Consider the following 16,484-nt stretch of genomic DNA (forward strand, 5'->3'; position numbering starts at 1 on the left):
GAACCAGGAGAACAACCGAATCCAAGGGGGCAACGGTGCCTTCCGTCGAAGAACTGTCCCGGGTGGTGGCCTCCGCGGTGGCCCCGGCCGCCGCCGACGCCGACCGGCTGGCCCGCTTCCCGCGCGCGGCGCTGACCACGTTGAGCCGCAAGGGGGTGCTCGCCTTGACCTCATCGCGGCGGCTCGGCGGAGGCGGCCACGGGCTCGCCGAAGCGGCGCGGGTCGTCGAACTGGTCGCGCGGGCGTGCGCGAGCACCGCGACCGTGCTGCGGTCGCACTTCGCCGCCGCCGCCGTGCTGGAGGCGCACGGGGACCAGGCGGTGCGCGCGGAGCTCGCGGCCGGCCGGCACCTGAGCACGCTGGCGTTGTTCGACGCCGGACCGGGCTCTCGCCTGCTCGCGCCGGACAGCGTGGCGTGCGCGCACGACGGCGTGGTCGACTTGCGCGGCGACAAGGCGGGTGTGGTCGCGGCGGGTGAGGCCGACAGCTACGTGTTCTCGAGCCGGCCCGCGGGTGGCCGCGGGGCCGCGACGCTGTGGTTCGTGCCCGGTCACGCGCCGGGCCTGTTCGTGCCGGCGCTGCCGCCCGGCGGCCTGGGGCTGCGGGCGTGCGCGGCCACGACCGTACGGGCGGATCCCGTGCAGCTGCCCGAAAACACCGTCCTCGGCGGTGACGGCGCGGGCGCCGACGTGGTGCTCGATCTGGCGCTGCCGTGGTTCCTCGGGCTCGGCGCGGCCGTCGCGCTGGGCATCGCGGAATCGGCGATCGAGCGGACGGCGGCCCACGCGGCGGCGGGCGCCTGCGCGTCCGGGGATCCGCGGGCTGAGCTGGCGCGGATGCGGCTGCGCGCGGCGGCCGTGCGAGTGCTGACCGGCGACGCGTTCGCCACCTACAGCTGGGATCCGGCGCACGCGCTGCCGAAGCTGTTCCACCTCTGGCTGGCCTCCGCGGAGGCCGTCACCGCGATCACCGAGCAGTCGCTGCGGCTGTGCGCGGGCGCGGCGTTCGCGGGTGACACGGCGCTCGAACGCTGCTTCCGCGACGCGCGGGCGCACTGCTCGCTGGAGCCGACCGTGGACACCGTGGTCGATCTTGCGGCCCGCTCCGGCACGGAAGCCGCCGCCGGTCCGGCGTTCGGCGAACTGCCGCTCGCCCGTTGACCGAGTCCAGGTTGGGTCGCTATTCTCGAACTACGGAAGAAAGCTTCCGCAATGCGAAATCAGAGGTACGAGCGATCCGATGAGCCGAGGTATCCGATGACCGGTCCCGCCGGGGTGCGGCACGCGCTGCCCTACACCGCCAACCTGTCGATCCTGTTCACCGAGCTCCCGCTGCTCGAGCGCGCGCAGGCCGCTCGGGCAGCGGGCTTCACCGCGGTCGAGTACTGGTGGCCGTTCGACGGTGCCGACCCGCGGCCGGTCGAGGTGGAGAAGTTCGTCCGGTCGATCGAACGGGCCGGGGTGCAGCTGACCGGGCTGAACCTGTTCGCCGGCGACATGGCCGCGGGTGAGCGCGGGCTCGTGTCGTGGGTCGGCCGCGAGGCCGAGTTCGCGGTGAGCCTGACCATCGCGATCGGGATCGCGGAGCGGCTCGGCTGCCGCAGCTTCAACGCGCTGTACGGCAACCGGATCGAGGGCGTCACGCCGTCCGAACAGGACGCGCTGGCGCTCGAGCACCTCGCCACGGCCGCGGAGGCCGCGGCGAAGATCGGCGCGCAGCTGGTGCTGGAGCCGTTGTCGGGCACCCCGGCCTACCCGCTCAAGACGGCGGCCGACGCCATCGCGGTGCTCGACCGGCTCGGGCTGGACGACGTGCGGCTGCTCGCCGACCTCTACCACCTGGCGGTGAACGGCGACGACCTCGACTCCGTGATCGCCGAGTACACCCCGCGCACCGGTCACGTGCAGATCGCCGACGCGCCGGGCCGGCACCAGCCGGGCACGGGGGAGCTGGACCTCGAGGGACACCTGGAGAAGCTGCAGGCGGCGGGCTACCGCGGGCACGTGGGGATCGAGTACAAACCGGACGGTTCCACGCTCGAGTCCCTGGCCTGGCTGCCGGAAGAGCGAAGGGGCAAGTGATGAGCAGGATCGGATTCATCGGGCTCGGCGTGATGGGCACGCCGATGGCCGCGCACCTGGCCGGTGCGGGACACGAGGTGAGCGGGTTCGACCTGAACCCGGACGCGCTGGAGAAGCTCGCCGCCGCCGGCGGGCGCGCGGCCGCGGACGTGGCCGACGCGGTGGCCGGGGCGGACGTCGTGATCACGATGCTGCCGAACCACCCGCAGGTCGAGCAGGTCGTGCTGGCGCCGGGGGGCGTGCTGGACGTCGCCGGGCCGGGCACGCTCCTGGCGGACATGAGCACCATCCGGCCGGAGACCTCGATCGCCGTGGCGCGGGCCGGGGCGGAGAAGGGGATCCGGGTGCTCGACGCGCCGGTCTCCGGTGGTCAGGCCGGCGCCGAGCAGGCGTCGCTGTCCATCATGGTCGGCGGCCCGGCCGAGGACTTCGAAGCGGCGAAGCCGATCTTCGAGCTGCTGGGCAAGACGATCGTCCACGTGGGACCCCACGGCGCGGGCCAGGTCGTGAAGGCGGCCAACCAGCTCGTGGTCGGCGGGATCTACGGGCTGGTCGCCGAGGCGATCGTGCTGCTGGAAGCGTCCGGTGTGGACGCCGGCGTCGGGCTCGACGTGCTCGCGGGCGGGCTCGCCGGCAGCCGGATCCTCGAGCTCAAGCGCAAGTCGATGGTCGAGCGGCAGTTCGCGCCGGGCTTCCGGATCGACCTGCACCACAAGGACATGGGCATCGCGCTGGCCGCGGCGCGGCAGGCCGACGTGGCGCTGCCGCTGACCGGGCTGGTCGCCCAGCTCGTGGCCGCGGGCCGGGCGATGGGCTACGGCTCCCTCGACCACTCCGCGCTGCTCAAGGTCGTCGAAGGCGTCTCCGGACGCCCGTCTGAGGAGGTCTGACCGTGGCCCGAGTCCCCGCCATGCAGGCGGTCGTCGACGTGCTGGCCGACGAGGGCGTCGACGTCGCCTTCGGCTGCCCCGGCGCGGCGATCCTGCCGCTGTACCAGGCCATGCAGGGCCGCGGCATCGACCACCTGGTCGTCCGCCACGAAGAGGGCGCCACGCACATGGCCGACGGCTGGTCGCGGACGACCGGCAAGGTCGGCGTCGCGATCGGCACCTCCGGTCCCGCGGGCACCAACATGATCACCGGCCTCTACACCGCGCACGCCGACTCGATCCCGATCCTGTGCATCACCGGGCAGGCGGCGTCGTCGAAGCTGCACCAGGAGGCGTTCCAGGCCGTCGACATCGTCGAAATCGCCAAGCCGGTCACGAAGTGGGCGGTGCAGGTGAAGGAGGCGGCGCAGCTGCCGTGGGTGTTCCGCGAGGCCTTCCGCATCGCGCGTTCCGGCCGGCCCGGACCCGTGCTGATCGACCTGCCGATCGACGTGCAGAAGCAGGAGATCGAGTGGGATTCGAGCATCGACTCGGCGCTGCCGGTCGCGGCGGTCACACCCGCGCCCGCGCGCGTCGAGCGGGCCCTCGACCTGCTGCTGGCCGCCGAACGCCCGCTGATCCTCGCCGGTGGCGGGGTCGTGCTCGGCGAGGCGAGCGACCGGCTGCGCGCCGTCGCCGAGCGGCTCGGCGTCCCGGTCGGCGTCACGCTCATGGGCAAGGGCAGCTTCCCCGAGGACCACGAGCTGTTCGCCGGCATGGCGGGCATCCAGACGTCGCAGCGGTGGGCCAACGCGGCGTTCCTGGAAGCCGACCTGGTGCTGGCGCTGGGCGCGCGCTTCGGCGACCGGCACACCGGCGAGCTGTCGGTGTACCGGGGCGAGCGCAAGTTCATCCACGTCGACATCGAACCGACGCAGCTGGGCAAGGTGTTCGGCCCGGACCTCGGCGTCGTCTCCGACACCGGCGCGTTCCTCGACGCGCTGACGGCGGCACTGGACCGGCGAGAGGTCGCGGCGCGCGACCGGGCGTGGGTCAAGCGCCTCGGTGACCTCAAGGCGGAACTGCCGCGGCGGGAGGACTTCGACGACCTGCCGATCAAGGCGCCCCGGGTGTTCAAGGAGATCAACGAGTTCTACGGCCCCGAGACGTACTTCGTCACGGCGATCGGGCTGTACCAGATCTGGTCGGGCCAGTTCCAGCGCGCGCACCTGCCGCGCCACTACCAGGTCTGCGGTCAGGCCGGCCCGCTCGGCTGGGAGATCCCCGCGGCCATCGGCGTCAAGAAGGCCCGCCCGGACGCGGAGGTCGTCGGTGTCGTCGGCGACTACTCGTTCCAGTTCCTCGTGGAGGAGCTCGCGGTCGCGGCCCAGTACGACGTCGGGTTCGTGCTGATCATGCTCAACAACGAGTACCTGGGCCTGATCCGGCAGGCCGAGACCGGCTACGACATGAACTACCAGGTCGACATCCACTACGACGACCACGGCGCGGACAACGTGAAGATCATGGAGGCCTACGGCTGCTCGGGCACGCGGGTCGTCGAGCCGGGCGAGATCCGCTCGTCGCTCGAGTGGGCGCGCAAGGAAGCCGAACGCACGCGCCGCCCGGTCCTCGTCGAGATCATGATCGAACGCGAAGCCAACGCGGCGATGGGTGCGGCGCTGGACGCGGTGAAGGAGTTCGAGAGCGCGAGCTGAGTTCCGCTTCGCGGTGGTGGTGAAGGTACCGGTGGGCGGGTCCGGGAGTGCGGGACCCGCCCACCGGCGCACGCGTGGGTGGCGTCCGCCGGGTTTCGCCGCGGGCCACGGCGCTACTCGGAGCGGACGAGGTTCGCGAGCGAGGCGAGCGCTTCGGCGTCGCGGGTGCCGGGGGCGGCGTGGAAGACCACGAGCTGCAGGGCGTCGGCGCCGGGAAGGGTGAGCTTGTCGCTGTGGAGGCCGAGCGGGCCGGCGACGGGGTGGCGGAAGTGGGCGAGGTGGGCGGTGCGCGGCTTGATGTCGTGGCGGGCCCAGAGTTCGCGGAAGCGCTCGCTCTTCGCGGCGAGTTCGGTGACGAGCTCGGTCGCGGCGGGGTCGCCGACGTTCGCGCCGAGGGAAGCGCGCAGGCCGCCCACGCCGTCGGCCGTGGTCTGTTCCCACTCGACGCGGAAGTCGCGTTCGGCGGGGTCGAGGAAGACCTCGCGGAGCAGGTTGTGGCCCGGCGCGTACTTGGGTGAGACGGCGGTGGCGATGGCGTTGGCGGCGAGGACGTTGGTGAGCCGGTCCTGAACGTACGCGGGCGTCGTCGGCCACGTGCCGATCAGCTCTGCGATGCTTGGGGGCACCGCCGGCACCGGCCCGACCGCGACGGCCGGCGGGGGAGCGGCGAGGCTGTGGAGGTGGGCCGTGGCGGCGGCGTCGAGGCCGAGCACGCGGGCCAGCGCGTCGAGCACCTGCGCGGACGGGTTCTGGTCGCGGCCCTGTTCGAGGCGCATGTAGTAGTCGCTGCTGATACCCGCCAGCAGAGCCAGTTCTTCGCGCCGCAGGCCGCGCACGCGCCGCCGGCCGCCGGCGGGCAGGCCGACGTCCTCGGGCGCGACGAGCTCGCGCCGCGCCCGCAGGTAGTCGCCGAGGAGGTTCTCCACGCGGGCCAGTCTACGAGAGCAGCGCCAGCAGTCCGAAGTAGACGGCGCCGCCGACCACCGCGCCGGCGAACGCGCCGCTGACGACCTCCCGGGCCGTGTGGTCGCCGAGTTCGACGCGCGACCACGCCACCCACCCGACGAACGGCACCAGCAGGAGCAGCCACGGCCCGTACACCCAGATGAGCATCACCGTGGCACCCGCGGCGACCTCGGTGTGGATCGAGATCTTGAACTTGAGGCCGAACGTCACGGCCAGCGCCACCACCAGGCACGCCAGCTCCGTCGCGGTGAGCGCGATCAGCTCCCGTGGCGCACCGCCGAAGATGAGCACGAGGAAGCCCGCGGCCAGCGAGAGCAAGCACACCGTGAACGGCACGAGGCGCCCGGCGCGGTTGGTCACGTGGTGCCCGTCCCACTTGCCGCGCTTCGCCCCGCGCACGATCACCGCCATCGGGATGAGCGACCCCGTGACGCCGACGACCAGCCCCCACAACACCGTCGCCCCGGGCCGGTGGCCGGTGACCTGCCACGCCACGGCGAGCGGCAGGCCGAGCACCCACACCCACGGCGCGAGCACCTCGGTGGCGGCCCTCGCCGCTTTCCGGCGGACCCCACCGGACGGCACCACGGTCGACGACATCGGGCAGCGCTCCCCCCGCTCGTGCGGTGGTTCCGCCCGGGTGTCCGCCGGGCAGAACCGCTTCGGCGAAACCGTACCGGTGGGCGTCGGGGCGGGTGCCGGGCATCTCGGACCGGCTTTTTGCCGGACAGCTCAGTGTCGACTGAATTGTTCGGCTGATCCTGACCCGAACTCCTCGCGAGTCGTCGCCGGCCCGCGCTGAGCCGGAGCTGGCACGCGCGGGCTGAGCTCACGAAGGTGGTCGGTGCCGTCGTCCCGACGACACCGCGCAGGACCGGCCGTGAGCGCGTGGGCCGGCCCGAAGCCGACGCGGTTACCGCTCAGCGACGCGGTTGGCCGGGCTGCTGCTCACCACGTCGTTCGGCCCGTACGGGGCCGGCCCGGTCGCCGCGCCCGTCATCGCCGCCGTCGCGCCGGAGGAGCGCCGCGGCTCCTGCCGTGCGCACTGGTGCTGGGCGCGCACGAGCCCGCGGTCGCGACCGAGCCACCACTGCAGGCTGCGCAGCACCACCGCCAGCGCGACGAACACACCGATCAGCAGCACCGAACCGCCTAGATCACTCACCACGTGCCTTCTTCCGATGGGGATCCCCGACCCCGTCAGAGTGCGATCTCGGCGCCGCGCGCGCCGCCGGTTCTCACGCTTCCTTGACGGCCACGCCGCCGACGTTGACGTCGTCCGCCGGCCGGGCGAAGGGCCGCGCCGCGGGCGGCGGACGTCTCGGGCGAAACGGAACTCCTTTCGTTCGCCTAGAATCCGGGGTGTGAGTGAGTCTTGCGATGCCGTCGACGAGGTCATCGCGCAATGGCGGCAGGAACGACCGGACCTGGACGTGTCCGCGATGGACGTCTTCGGGCGCCTCGCCCGGTTGACCCGCGTGGTCGAGGCGGCCGTCGAGCAGGTTTTCACCGAGCACGGCCTGCGGCCCGGTGAATTCGACGTGCTCGCGGCCCTGCGCCGCACCGGCCCGCCCTACGCGCTGACACCGTCGGAGCTGTCCGCGGTGCTGATGACGTCGCGCGCGGGCATGACGAACCGGCTCGACCGCCTGGAGACCGCGGGGTACGTCGAGCGCAGCCTGGACCCGGCCGACCGCCGCAGCTTCCGCATCACGCTCACCACCGCGGGCCGCGACGTCATCGACGCCACCCTGACCGACCACGCGGCCGGCCTCGCGACCCTCCTTTCGTCCGCGACGGTGCCGGAAGACGCGGCGACGTTGAGCCGCATCCTCAAGGACATGCTGGCCGAGCTGAGCTGACCGGGAACCGCGCGCGCCCGCGGCCCGGCCGGGGCCGCCGGAACCTCAACGCAGCCGGCGGATCCGTGCCGCCCGCGGATCCGGACAGCGGTGCGACAGGGCACCCGATCCCCGGCGATCCCTCGGCCGCGCTGAGCCAGAGCCGGCAACGGCCGCGGGCCACCCAGCGCCGCCGGAACGCCAAGGCACACCGGCGACTTCGCTCGGCTGTCGCCCGCGAAGAACCGTCCGATGTGGACGGATCCGCACGTCAGAACGGCGGATCACCCGCGCCTGCGGCGACCGGCGACGGCGCGGGTGACCACGGCCCGTCTGAGGAATCCGCGGGCGGCGGCCCCGAACGGTTGGCGCGGTTGACCTTCGCGGTGGCGTAGCGCAGTGACGGGCCGATCTCGTCGACCTGGAGTTCCACGACCGTCCGGCGTTCGCCCTCCTTGGTTTCGAACGAGCGCTGCACCAGCCGGCCCTGCACGATGACGCGGGCGCCTCTCGCCAGCGACTCGGCGACGTTCTCCGCGGGCTGGCGCCACACGCTGCAGCGCAGGAAAAGCGCCTCGCCGTCCTTCCACTCACCCGATTCGCGGTCGAACGTGCGCGGGGTGGACGCGACGGTGAAGTTGGCGACCGCGGCGCCGTTGGCGGTGAAGCGCAATTCGGGGTCGGCGGTGAGGTTGCCGACGACGGTCACGACGGTATCTCCGGCCACGGTGGTTCTCCTCTGTTCCGGGCGGCTCCGGGGTGGGGCCGCTTCCGGGTTTCAGGAGACCATCCGGGTACGACAGTTTCGCCGGCGAAGGCCGTCACTCCATCGGGTGGCGGGCGTGAACCCTTCCTTCGGCCGTATCCGCGCGCCCGCCGAGGCGGCACCATGGGCGGCCGGACGAAGGGGGAGCGGATGAGGACGTGGAGGAAGGCCCGCGCGGTCCTGCCGGCAATCATGGCCGCGGGCGCGGTGGTGAGCGCCGGCGCACCCGCGAGCGGCACGGCCACCGACTGCTGCGGCGGCCCGTCGTCGTGGACCACCGGGAACAAGGACGCGCTCGGCACGGCCGCGGCGACGGCGAGCCCGGTGTGGTTCACCGTCGCGAACGGCGTGACGTCGGAGGTCTTCTACCCGCGCGCGGACACCCCGGAGATGCAGGACCTGCAGTACGTCGTGACCGACGGGTCGTCCTTCACCGACCTCGAGCGGGACGCGACGAACCACGTCGTCACCATGCCCGACGAGAAGTCGCTCGAGTACACCGTCACGAACACCGCGAAGAACGGCCGCTACCGCATCACCACCACGTACGTCACCGATCCTTCCCGCGCGTCGCTCGTCACCCGCACCCGGTTCCAGTCGCTCGACGGCGGTTCGTACCGGCTGTACCTGCTGGCCAACCCGTCGATGGCCGGTGGTGCCGCGAACGACACGGCGTCCTGGGACGGCACCGGGCTGGTCGCGAGCGGCACCGAGAACCTGTTCGGCAAGGCGACCACCGTGGTGTCCTCGCTGCGGGCCTCGACCGGGTTTTCCGCGCACGACAACGGCTACTCCGGAGCGGGCAGCGATTGTCTCACCGACCTGCGCGCCGATCACCGGCTCGACAGCGGGTTCGACACCATCTCGGGAGCCGGCAACGTTGTCCAGTGTGGACAGATCCCGGTCGCCGGGGACACCACGTTCACCGTCGCCCTCGGGTACGGCGCCACGGCCGCGGCGGCGACCGGCGCGGCGACCGGGTCACTGGGCAGCGGCTTCAGCGCGCTGGAGAGCTCTTACCGCACCGGCTGGAACTCCTACGCCGGCAGCCTGAAACCCGTGCCCGCCAGCGTTTCGGGTGACGTGCAGCGGCGCCGCGCGTATTACGTCGCCGCGATGGCGCTGCACGCCGCGGAGGACAAGACGTTCCGCGGCGCGAGCGTGGCGAGTCTGGCGACCCCGTGGGGTGACGTCGTCAACGGCGACGCGCTCAACGACGGTTACCACCGCGTCTGGGGCCGCGACCTCTACCAGCAGGCCACCGGTCTCCTCGCCGCCGGCGACATCGCGCAGCCGAAGCGGATGGCGCAGTTCCTGTGGAACTCGCAGTGGATCGGATCGCCGACGCCGGGCGACGGCACGACGTACCCGGCCGGCGCGTTCCCGCGCTACAGCCCGGTGAGCGGCGTCGCCGGCGCGAGCGCCCAGCTGCTCGGGTGCTGCGAACAGCTCGACCAGGACGCCGACGCGATCGTCCTCGCGTGGCTCACCGGTCTGACCGACTCCGCGACGTACGCGAAGATCAAGGTCACGGCCGAGCACCTCCGCACGAGTGGTCCCGCGACGACCGAACGCTGGGAGGAGCAGTACGGCCGGTCGCCGTCGTCGATCGCCGCCGAGATCGCGGGGCTGGTGACGGCCGGCGTGATCGCCCGCGCGAACGGCGACACCGCGAGTGCGGCGGCGTGGGAGTCCACAGCGGACTCGTGGCGCGCGTCGCTGGACTCGTGGACGGTCACGACGTCCGGCTACTGGGGCGGCCACACGTACTTCGAGCGGCTGGACAAGGGCACCGACCCGAACGACGGCGGCCAGATCTGCTTCGACGAAGGTTGTTTCTACGAACACGACGTGACCGACTTCGGGTTCCTCGACCTCGCCCGCCTTGGGGTGCGGGGACCCGCTGACCCGACGATCGCGGCCTCGCTGGCCCCGACGGCGGCCGCGGCCGACGGCAACTCGCCCGTGCAGGTCACACTGCCGAACGGGGACGTCTACTTCCACCGCTACCCGCACGACAACTACGGCGAAAGCACTTCGGCCTGCACCGGCTGGCCCGCCGGCGGCCCGCAACGCTTCGGGCGGCTGTGGCCGGTGCTGTCGGGGGAGCGGGGTGAGTACGAACTCGCGAACGGCCGCTCGGCCGCGGTCTACCTCAAGTCCATGGCCGACGCCGCCAACGCCGGGTACTTCATCCCCGAACAGGTGTGGGACCACTCGAGCGGCTGCTTCGGCCTCGGCCGGCCGACCGGCAGCGCCGGGCCGCTGATGTGGGCGGAGGGGCAGTACCTGCGGCTGGCGCAGAGCATGGACGCCGGGCACGACCTCGACACGCCTTCGGTGGTGAAGGACCGCTACGGCAGCTGAGGGCTCAGGCCAGCGCGGCTTGGACGACGTACAGCGAGCCGACCCCGATGGCCAGGAGACCGAGCAGCAGCCGCAGGCCGGCTTCGGGCAGCCGGGGCTGGAGGCGGGTGCCGAGGTAGCCGCCGCAGAGCCCGCCGAGACCACAGGCCAGCCCGACGAACCAGTCGGGCGCGATGTCGCCGGGCGCGGTCATCGCCAGCAGGGCGAAGGAAGCGGCGCCCGCGAGGGAGGTGACGAACGTGGACGCCAGCGCGGCCGGAGTGACGGTGGCGACGGGCAGTCCGCGGTTGACCAGGATCGGGCTCAGCAGCGAACCGCCACCGATCCCGTAGATCCCGCCGACCACCCCGACGGTGAGCGCCAGCGCGACGATCGAGCGTGGCGCCGGCTCCGCGCCGGTGTGGGGCCGGCCAGGACGCCGCGCCCGGACGCACAGCCAGCCACCGAGCGGCAGCAGGAAGGCCGCGACGAGGAGCCGGAACACGCTGGGGCTCGGCACGGCGAACACGCGGATGACCGCGCCGATCACCACCCCGGGCACGGTGCCCGCGAGCATCAGCCGGGTCAGCGGGCCGCGCAGGTTCCCGTCGCGGCGGTGCCGCAGCAGCGCGCCGGGCACCGCCACGACGTTGAACAGCAGGTTGGTCGGCGTGACCGCGGGGCTGGGCACACCGAGGACGCTGACCTGCACGGGAAGCAGGAAAACCGCGCCGGACACCCCGACGGGCGTCGTCACCACGGAGATGACCAACCCCGCGGCGAACGCCAGCACGCCCGTCGACCAGTTCACCTCGCCCCTCCCGGCTGTGGTCGGTCCGCGCCACCTCGGTGCGCGGAAACTGCCGGTTCGACCGTAGCGGGTGACTTCGACGCAAGCTGTTCTCGCGGCCTGCGCGCCGCCCGGTCTCGGCGGCGGAACCGGACGGACGATCGCCGCGATGCGGCACCGGGGCGGCAACGGCAGACCGCCACCGGAATCAGGGCCCGCTTCGCCGTCGTTCGAGGCCGGTGGCCTTCGCGGCCCACGAGTTTGGCGCTTCTGCCTATTCCCGTGCAGTGGACGGCACCGTCGGTCGCGGTGATGCGGCACCGCGGCGGTGATCGCGGTTCGCGTGGAAAGACGCCGCTTCGCCGTTCGAGGCCGGTGGCCTTCACGGTCCGATGGCTTGGCATTTGCCCGTTCTCGCGCAGGTGGCCTGCGCAGGCGTTCGCGACGATGCGGCACCCGGCGCGGCAATCGCCGTTCGCCCCACACAGCAGGCCCCTTCGCCGTCGTTCGAGGCCGGTGGCCCGAGAGCTCGGAGCGCTGACTGGAGTCATGCTCGGTGAACCGGATGGGGCGGTGGCAACGAGGTGCCCCGTGGCGATCGCGTTCCACGTCGCGCCGTGGAGCCCGCTCGGTTGTCGTTCGAGGCCGTCGGCGCCGCTGCCTGAGTGCTGGGTGCGCCGCCCGCGCGGCCCGCGAGACCGGGCGGGCGACCGCAGCGATGTGCCCGGGGCGCGCCGGGAGGGAGGCGGAGCCCCGGTGCCGTCAGGGGAGGTCGGTGGAGAAGGCGACCTCCTTCTGCCCCCGCACGTCCTCCAAGCGGGCTTCCAGCGCCGCGGTCATGGCGGTCCACGCGTCGCTGCCCAGGACGAGGCGGCGGGGGGCCGGGGACTGGTCCGCGGTCGCGATCATGAGCTGCGCCATGCGGACCGGGTCGCCGAGGGCGAGGGAGGTGCGTTCTTCCAGTACGCGGCGGATGCGGGCCGCGGGGGAGATCGAGTAGGCGTCGATCTTCGGGGCGAGGCGGGAGCCGTCGTAGCGGAATTCCGTGCGGGCGCCGCCCGGTTCGACGATCGTGACGCCGATGCCGAGGGGGGCCACTTCGTCGGCGAGGGCGTCGGCGAAGCCTTCGACGCCCCACTTGGTGGCGTGGTAGAGCGAGCCGCCCGGCCAGGCGACCTGGCCGCCGACCGAGGAGAGCTGCAGGATGCGCCCACCGCCGGCCGCGCGCAGGTGCGGCAGCGCCGCGCGGATCAGCTGGATCGAGCCGAGGAGGTTGGTGTCCAGCTGGTGGCGCACCTGCTCGTCGGTGAGTTCTTCGGCCGCGCCCATCAGGCCGTAGCCGGCGTTGCTCACGACCACGTCGAGCCGGCCGAAGCGCGCGTGCGTGGCGTCGACGACTTCGCGGATGCGCGCGGTGTCGGTCATCTCCAGGAGCGCGACGTGGAACGCCGAGCCGTACTTCTCGGTCAGGTCGGCCACGGCGTCGAGGTGGCGGACGGTGCCCGCCACCTGCTCGCCGGCCGCCAGCAGTGCTTCGGTGAGGTGCCGGCCGAAGCCGGTGCTCACGCCCGTGATGAGCCAGGTTCGTGTCATGCCGCAACGATCACCCGGCCGGGCCGGAGCGGCCAGGCTCCCCGTGAGAGGGGTGCCGCCAGGGCCACCTTCGCCGAATTATCGTGGGGGCATGGCGGGAAACCTGATCGGCGAGTACCTGCGCGCCCGGCGTGAGCAGGTGCGGCCCGAGGACGCCGGGATCGTCGTGAACAGCCACCGGCGCGTGCCCGGGCTGCGCCGTGACGAGCTGGCGCTGCGGGCCGGCATCAGCACGGAGTACTACACGCGGCTGGAACAGGGCCGTGACCGCAACCCGTCGGCGCAGGTGCTCGACGCGGTGGCCCGCGCGCTCGGCCTCGACCGGGAAGCCACCGCGCACCTGCACGACCTCGCCGACCCCGCCCCGCGCCGGCGCCGCGACCCCGGCCGCAGCGAGCAGGTGCGCCCGAGCGTCGCCCGCCTGATCGGGTCGTGGGAGCTGACCCCGGCGTACGTCCAGGGCCGCTACCTCGACGTCCTCGCGTCCAACGACATCGCGGTCGCGCTCTCGCCCGTGTACACGCCGGGCACCAACCTGCTGCGGGCGATCCTGACGCAACCGCACGCGCAGAGCTTCTTCACCGGCTGGGAATCCCGCGTCGGCGGGCTCGTCGCGAGCCTGCGCGCGGCGGTGGGGGCCGAAGTGGACGATCCGCGCCTGACCGAGCTCGTGAGCGAACTTTCGGCCGGCAGCGAGCTGTTCCGCGAGCTGTGGGCCCGCCACGACGTGCGCCCGCAGCCCGGGGACGGGGTGCACCACGTGTGCCACCCCCGCGTCGGCGAGCTCGCCCTGCACTACGACAAGTTCGCCGTCACCGGCGCCGAGGACCAGCTGATGGTGATCTACCACGCCGAACCGGGCACGCCGTCGGCCGAAGCGCTGGCCCGGCTCAGCGCACGAGGTGGAACGCCCGCTCGGCCGGGCGGAACGTCACCGACTGCCCCCGCGTGAGGGTGACGGCGTCGGACTCCAGCCCGTCGCCGAACGCGGTGAGGTGGTCGGATTCGACGGTCACCGTCAGCGGCGCCGTGGTGAGCTCGCCTTCGGTCAGCGAGGTGCCGGTGTCCGGAGACGGCCACGCCTCGCGCACGAACCACACCAGCCGCCGCTCGCCGGCGGCCGGGAGCCGCAGGGCGCTGTGCCGTTCCTGCCACACCGACCGGCACCAGCCGGTCGCGCCGGTACCCGTGCCGACGAGGATCCCCGACGACGCCTGGCGTTCCGGGCCCAGGCGGTAGCGGGCGGTCTGGTGACCCGGGTGGCCGAGGTAGATCTCGTTGAGCGCGAGCAGGGTCTGACCGTCGTCGGCCGAGAGCCGCACCATCGTGCGCCGCTCGACGGAGTCCAGTGACCGCACCAGATCGGGCGTCGCCGAGGCCGGGTGGCGGACCAGCACCCCCGGGGATCCGGGCGTGATGCCGACGACCGGCTGGCCGGTGAGGTACTTCGCGACGTTCGCCACCAGCCCGTCCTGCCCGACGACCAGGACGACGTCCTCCGGGGTGAACAGGAACCGCGCCAGGTCCGCCCGCTCCACGCTGCCGCGGCGCCAGTCCCACGGCACGGCGGCCGACACCTCGGCCAGCGCCCGCCGGACGGCGGCGTCCTGCTCGACCACGTCGTCGAGCGACCGGCCGCGCGTCGCGAGGAAGAACTCCGCCTGGCCGAGCGTGCCGTGCCGCGCCAGCAGTTCCGTGAGCTCGGTGCGCCGGTGCACGAGCACGGCGCGCGGGGCGAGGCTCACGACCCGATCCCCAGCCGGGTCAGCAGCGGCGCGAGCAGATCGGGCGTGAGCACGAGGTTGTCGATCTTCGGCAAGTTGCCCGCGAGCTCCTTGAGCGCGAGCGCCTGCAGCACCGGCTCCGGCAGGTCGCGGTACGCCGCCAGGCGCGCGGCCTCGCCCGCCGCTTCCGCTTCGCCGAACGTGCGGGTGGCCTCCGCCTTGACCTGGGCCAGCCGTTGCTCGCGGCTCGCCTTCGCCTCGGTCTCGATGTGGTCCGCCGCGGCGGCTTCCTCGGCCTGCCGTCGGGTGTTGGCGCCCCGCTGGGCCAGCAGCTCCTCCTCCCGGCGGGCCAGCGCGATCTTGTTCTGCAGCTCGTTCTCGCCGATCGCGCGTTCGCGTTCGACGGCCAGCGCGCGCCGTTCGTACGTCGCGCGGTCGGCCTCCTGCTGCACCTTCTCGCGTGCGGTCGTCTGCAGCGCCTTCTCCACCTCCGGCTCGGCCCGGATCGCGACCACGCGCACGTCGAGCACCGCCGAACCCGTCTGCGCCAGCCGCGTGTCCTCCTCCGCGAGCCCGGCGCGGATGCGGTCGCGCACGGCGCTCACGCCGTCGACCAGCGCGTGCTCGAGCTGCGTGCGCGCGAGCACCTCGAGGGCGTACTGCTGCACGTTCTCGGTGAGCAGCCCGCTGATCTGCGCGAGCGGGTCACCCCGCCAGCGGCCCGTGTCCGGGTGCACGGAGAAGTCGATCCGCTGCGCCGCGAGCGCCGGGTCGACGATGCGGAAGGTGAGCGCGAGCTGCACCGTCACGTTCTGGTAGTCGGCCGTGCGGGCGTGGCACAGCAGCGGCAGCTCGCGGTCGTCCACCGGGATCTCCGACAGCGCCGCGGTGAGCGGCCGGTACCAGAACGACAGCCCGGTGCCGTCGTGCCCGAGCTTGCCCCCGCGCAGGTGCCGGATGTGGGCGGTCGGCACGCCCCGCAGGTGCCGGAAACCGAACAGCCGCTTGATGTCCGCCATGGGGACCTCCTTATCGTCGCTGTGACGATATGGGCGCCGGACTCTTTTCGTCAAGCTGACGATTAAGGTGTAGCGTGAAGCACATGGAAGAGTTCCCGCCCAGCGCCGTCACCGTCGACCTCGTGGTGCTCACGATCACCGGCGAGCAGCTGTGCGTGCTGCTGGTGCGCCGGGGGGTGGAGCCGTTCCGCGGCTCCTGGGCGCTGCCCGGCGGCTTCGTGCTCGCCGACGAGGACCTCGACACGGCGGCGCGGCGCGAGCTGGCGGAGGAGACGGGCCTCCCGGCGGGCACCGTCCACATCGAACAGCTCGCGGGCTACGGCGACCCGGGCCGCGACCCGCGGCTGCGCGTGGTCACCATCGCCTACCTGGCGCTCGCACCCGACCTCCCCGTGCCGCGGGCCGGCACGGACGCGGCCGAAGCCCGGTGGACGCCGCTCGCCGGGTTCGACCCGGCGACGCTGGCCTTCGACCACGCGAAGATCCTCGCCGACGGGCTCGAGCGCGCCAGGGCGAAACTCGAGTACACCCCGCTCGCCACGGCGTTCTGCCCGCCGGAGTTCACCGTCGCCGAACTGCGCCGCGTCTACGAGCTCGTGTGGGACACCCGGCTGGACCCGCGCAACTTCCACCGCAAGGTCACGGGCGCGGACGGCCTGCTCGACCCCGTCGGCACCACCACGACCCGCGACGGCGGCCGGCCCGCGCGCCTGTACCGGCGGGGGCCGGCCGAACTGCTGTCGCCGCCGATGCTGCGCACCCGCGGCTGAC

At 73.0% G+C, this 16,484-nt stretch carries 16 protein-coding genes; 8 read left to right on the forward strand and 8 right to left on the reverse strand.

The window, feature by feature from the left end; genetic code table 11:
* Window positions 1-35: 35 nt before the first annotated feature.
* The 4 genes from ACIA77_RS04960 to gcl all read left to right on the forward strand — a co-directional run bounded on the left by ACIA77_RS04960 (window position 36) and on the right by gcl (window position 4,668).
* Window positions 36-1,160 carry an acyl-CoA dehydrogenase family protein gene (locus tag ACIA77_RS04960; protein WP_395884475.1) on the forward strand — a complete coding sequence of 375 codons (1,125 nt, stop codon included), beginning with the start codon at window positions 36-38 and terminating at the stop codon, window positions 1,158-1,160.
* 96 nt (window positions 1,161-1,256) lie between these two features.
* The gene (locus tag ACIA77_RS04965) at window positions 1,257-2,081 is read left to right on the forward strand and encodes a hydroxypyruvate isomerase family protein (RefSeq protein ID WP_395884476.1); all 825 of its coding nucleotides are present in this window, start codon (window positions 1,257-1,259) and stop codon (window positions 2,079-2,081) included.
* A complete protein-coding gene (locus ACIA77_RS04970) occupies window positions 2,081-2,971 on the forward strand; it encodes a 2-hydroxy-3-oxopropionate reductase (protein WP_395884477.1) in 891 nt (296 codons plus the stop codon). The genes ACIA77_RS04965 and ACIA77_RS04970 overlap by 1 nt, the downstream gene beginning before the upstream one ends.
* Window positions 2,972-2,973: 2 nt before the next feature.
* Entirely contained in the window at window positions 2,974-4,668 is a 1,695-nt protein-coding gene (gcl, locus tag ACIA77_RS04975; RefSeq protein WP_395884478.1) for a glyoxylate carboligase, read from the forward strand.
* Window positions 4,669-4,781: 113 nt separating this feature from the next.
* Here gcl and ACIA77_RS04980 read toward each other — a convergent pair whose 3' ends face one another.
* The 3 genes from ACIA77_RS04980 to ACIA77_RS04990 all read right to left on the reverse strand — a co-directional run bounded on the left by ACIA77_RS04980 (window position 4,782) and on the right by ACIA77_RS04990 (window position 6,799).
* A complete protein-coding gene (locus tag ACIA77_RS04980; RefSeq protein ID WP_395884479.1) occupies window positions 4,782-5,594 on the reverse strand; it encodes a helix-turn-helix transcriptional regulator in 813 nt (270 codons plus the stop codon).
* Between the two features lie 10 nt (window positions 5,595-5,604).
* On the reverse strand, window positions 5,605-6,234 hold the full coding sequence (locus ACIA77_RS04985) for a hypothetical protein (protein WP_395884480.1): 630 nt from the start codon (window positions 6,232-6,234) through the stop codon (window positions 5,605-5,607).
* A gap of 313 nt (window positions 6,235-6,547) precedes the next feature.
* Window positions 6,548-6,799: a hypothetical protein gene (locus ACIA77_RS04990; protein WP_395884481.1), complete on the reverse strand. Its 252-nt coding sequence runs from the start codon at window positions 6,797-6,799 to the stop codon at window positions 6,548-6,550.
* A gap of 199 nt (window positions 6,800-6,998) precedes the next feature.
* On the opposite strand from ACIA77_RS04990, the gene ACIA77_RS04995 reads away from it, so the two are divergent.
* Window positions 6,999-7,496: a MarR family winged helix-turn-helix transcriptional regulator gene (locus ACIA77_RS04995; protein WP_395884482.1), complete on the forward strand. Its 498-nt coding sequence runs from the start codon at window positions 6,999-7,001 to the stop codon at window positions 7,494-7,496.
* 250 nt (window positions 7,497-7,746) lie between these two features.
* On the opposite strand, the gene ACIA77_RS05000 is transcribed toward ACIA77_RS04995, so the two are convergent.
* A complete protein-coding gene (locus ACIA77_RS05000; RefSeq protein WP_395884483.1) occupies window positions 7,747-8,202 on the reverse strand; it encodes a single-stranded DNA-binding protein in 456 nt (151 codons plus the stop codon).
* A gap of 189 nt (window positions 8,203-8,391) precedes the next feature.
* Here ACIA77_RS05000 and ACIA77_RS05005 point away from each other — a divergent pair, with 189 nt between their 5' ends.
* The gene (locus ACIA77_RS05005) at window positions 8,392-10,608 is read left to right on the forward strand and encodes a glycoside hydrolase family 15 protein (protein ID WP_395884484.1); all 2,217 of its coding nucleotides are present in this window, start codon (window positions 8,392-8,394) and stop codon (window positions 10,606-10,608) included.
* 4 nt (window positions 10,609-10,612) lie between these two features.
* Here ACIA77_RS05005 and ACIA77_RS05010 read toward each other — a convergent pair whose 3' ends face one another.
* Both ACIA77_RS05010 and ACIA77_RS05015 read right to left on the reverse strand, forming a co-directional pair.
* Window positions 10,613-11,398, reverse strand: coding sequence for a sulfite exporter TauE/SafE family protein (locus ACIA77_RS05010; RefSeq protein WP_395884485.1), 786 nt, complete (start codon window positions 11,396-11,398; stop codon window positions 10,613-10,615).
* A 741-nt stretch (window positions 11,399-12,139) separates the two neighbouring features.
* Window positions 12,140-12,970 (reverse strand): SDR family oxidoreductase, encoded by an 831-nt coding sequence (locus ACIA77_RS05015; protein ID WP_395884486.1) that lies wholly within the window; start codon window positions 12,968-12,970, stop codon window positions 12,140-12,142.
* Between the two features lie 91 nt (window positions 12,971-13,061).
* Between ACIA77_RS05015 and ACIA77_RS05020 the strand changes: the two genes are divergently transcribed.
* Window positions 13,062-13,922 carry a helix-turn-helix domain-containing protein gene (locus ACIA77_RS05020; protein ID WP_395884487.1) on the forward strand — a complete coding sequence of 287 codons (861 nt, stop codon included), beginning with the start codon at window positions 13,062-13,064 and terminating at the stop codon, window positions 13,920-13,922.
* On the opposite strand, the gene ACIA77_RS05025 is transcribed toward ACIA77_RS05020, so the two are convergent.
* Window positions 13,861-14,715 (reverse strand): hypothetical protein, encoded by an 855-nt coding sequence (locus tag ACIA77_RS05025; protein WP_395884488.1) that lies wholly within the window; start codon window positions 14,713-14,715, stop codon window positions 13,861-13,863. The two genes, ACIA77_RS05020 and ACIA77_RS05025, sit on opposite strands and share 62 nt — an antisense overlap.
* A complete protein-coding gene (locus ACIA77_RS05030; RefSeq protein WP_395884489.1) occupies window positions 14,712-15,713 on the reverse strand; it encodes an SPFH domain-containing protein in 1,002 nt (333 codons plus the stop codon). Before ACIA77_RS05030 ends, ACIA77_RS05025 begins: the two co-directional genes overlap by 4 nt.
* 83 nt (window positions 15,714-15,796) lie before the next feature.
* On the opposite strand from ACIA77_RS05030, the gene ACIA77_RS05035 reads away from it, so the two are divergent.
* Window positions 15,797-16,483 carry an NUDIX hydrolase gene (locus ACIA77_RS05035; RefSeq protein WP_395884981.1) on the forward strand — a complete coding sequence of 229 codons (687 nt, stop codon included), beginning with the start codon at window positions 15,797-15,799 and terminating at the stop codon, window positions 16,481-16,483.
* Window position 16,484 lies beyond the last annotated feature (1 nt).

The organism is Amycolatopsis sp. NPDC051903 (assembly GCF_044452505.1).
In the GTDB taxonomy this organism is placed as follows: domain Bacteria; phylum Actinomycetota; class Actinomycetes; order Mycobacteriales; family Pseudonocardiaceae; genus Amycolatopsis.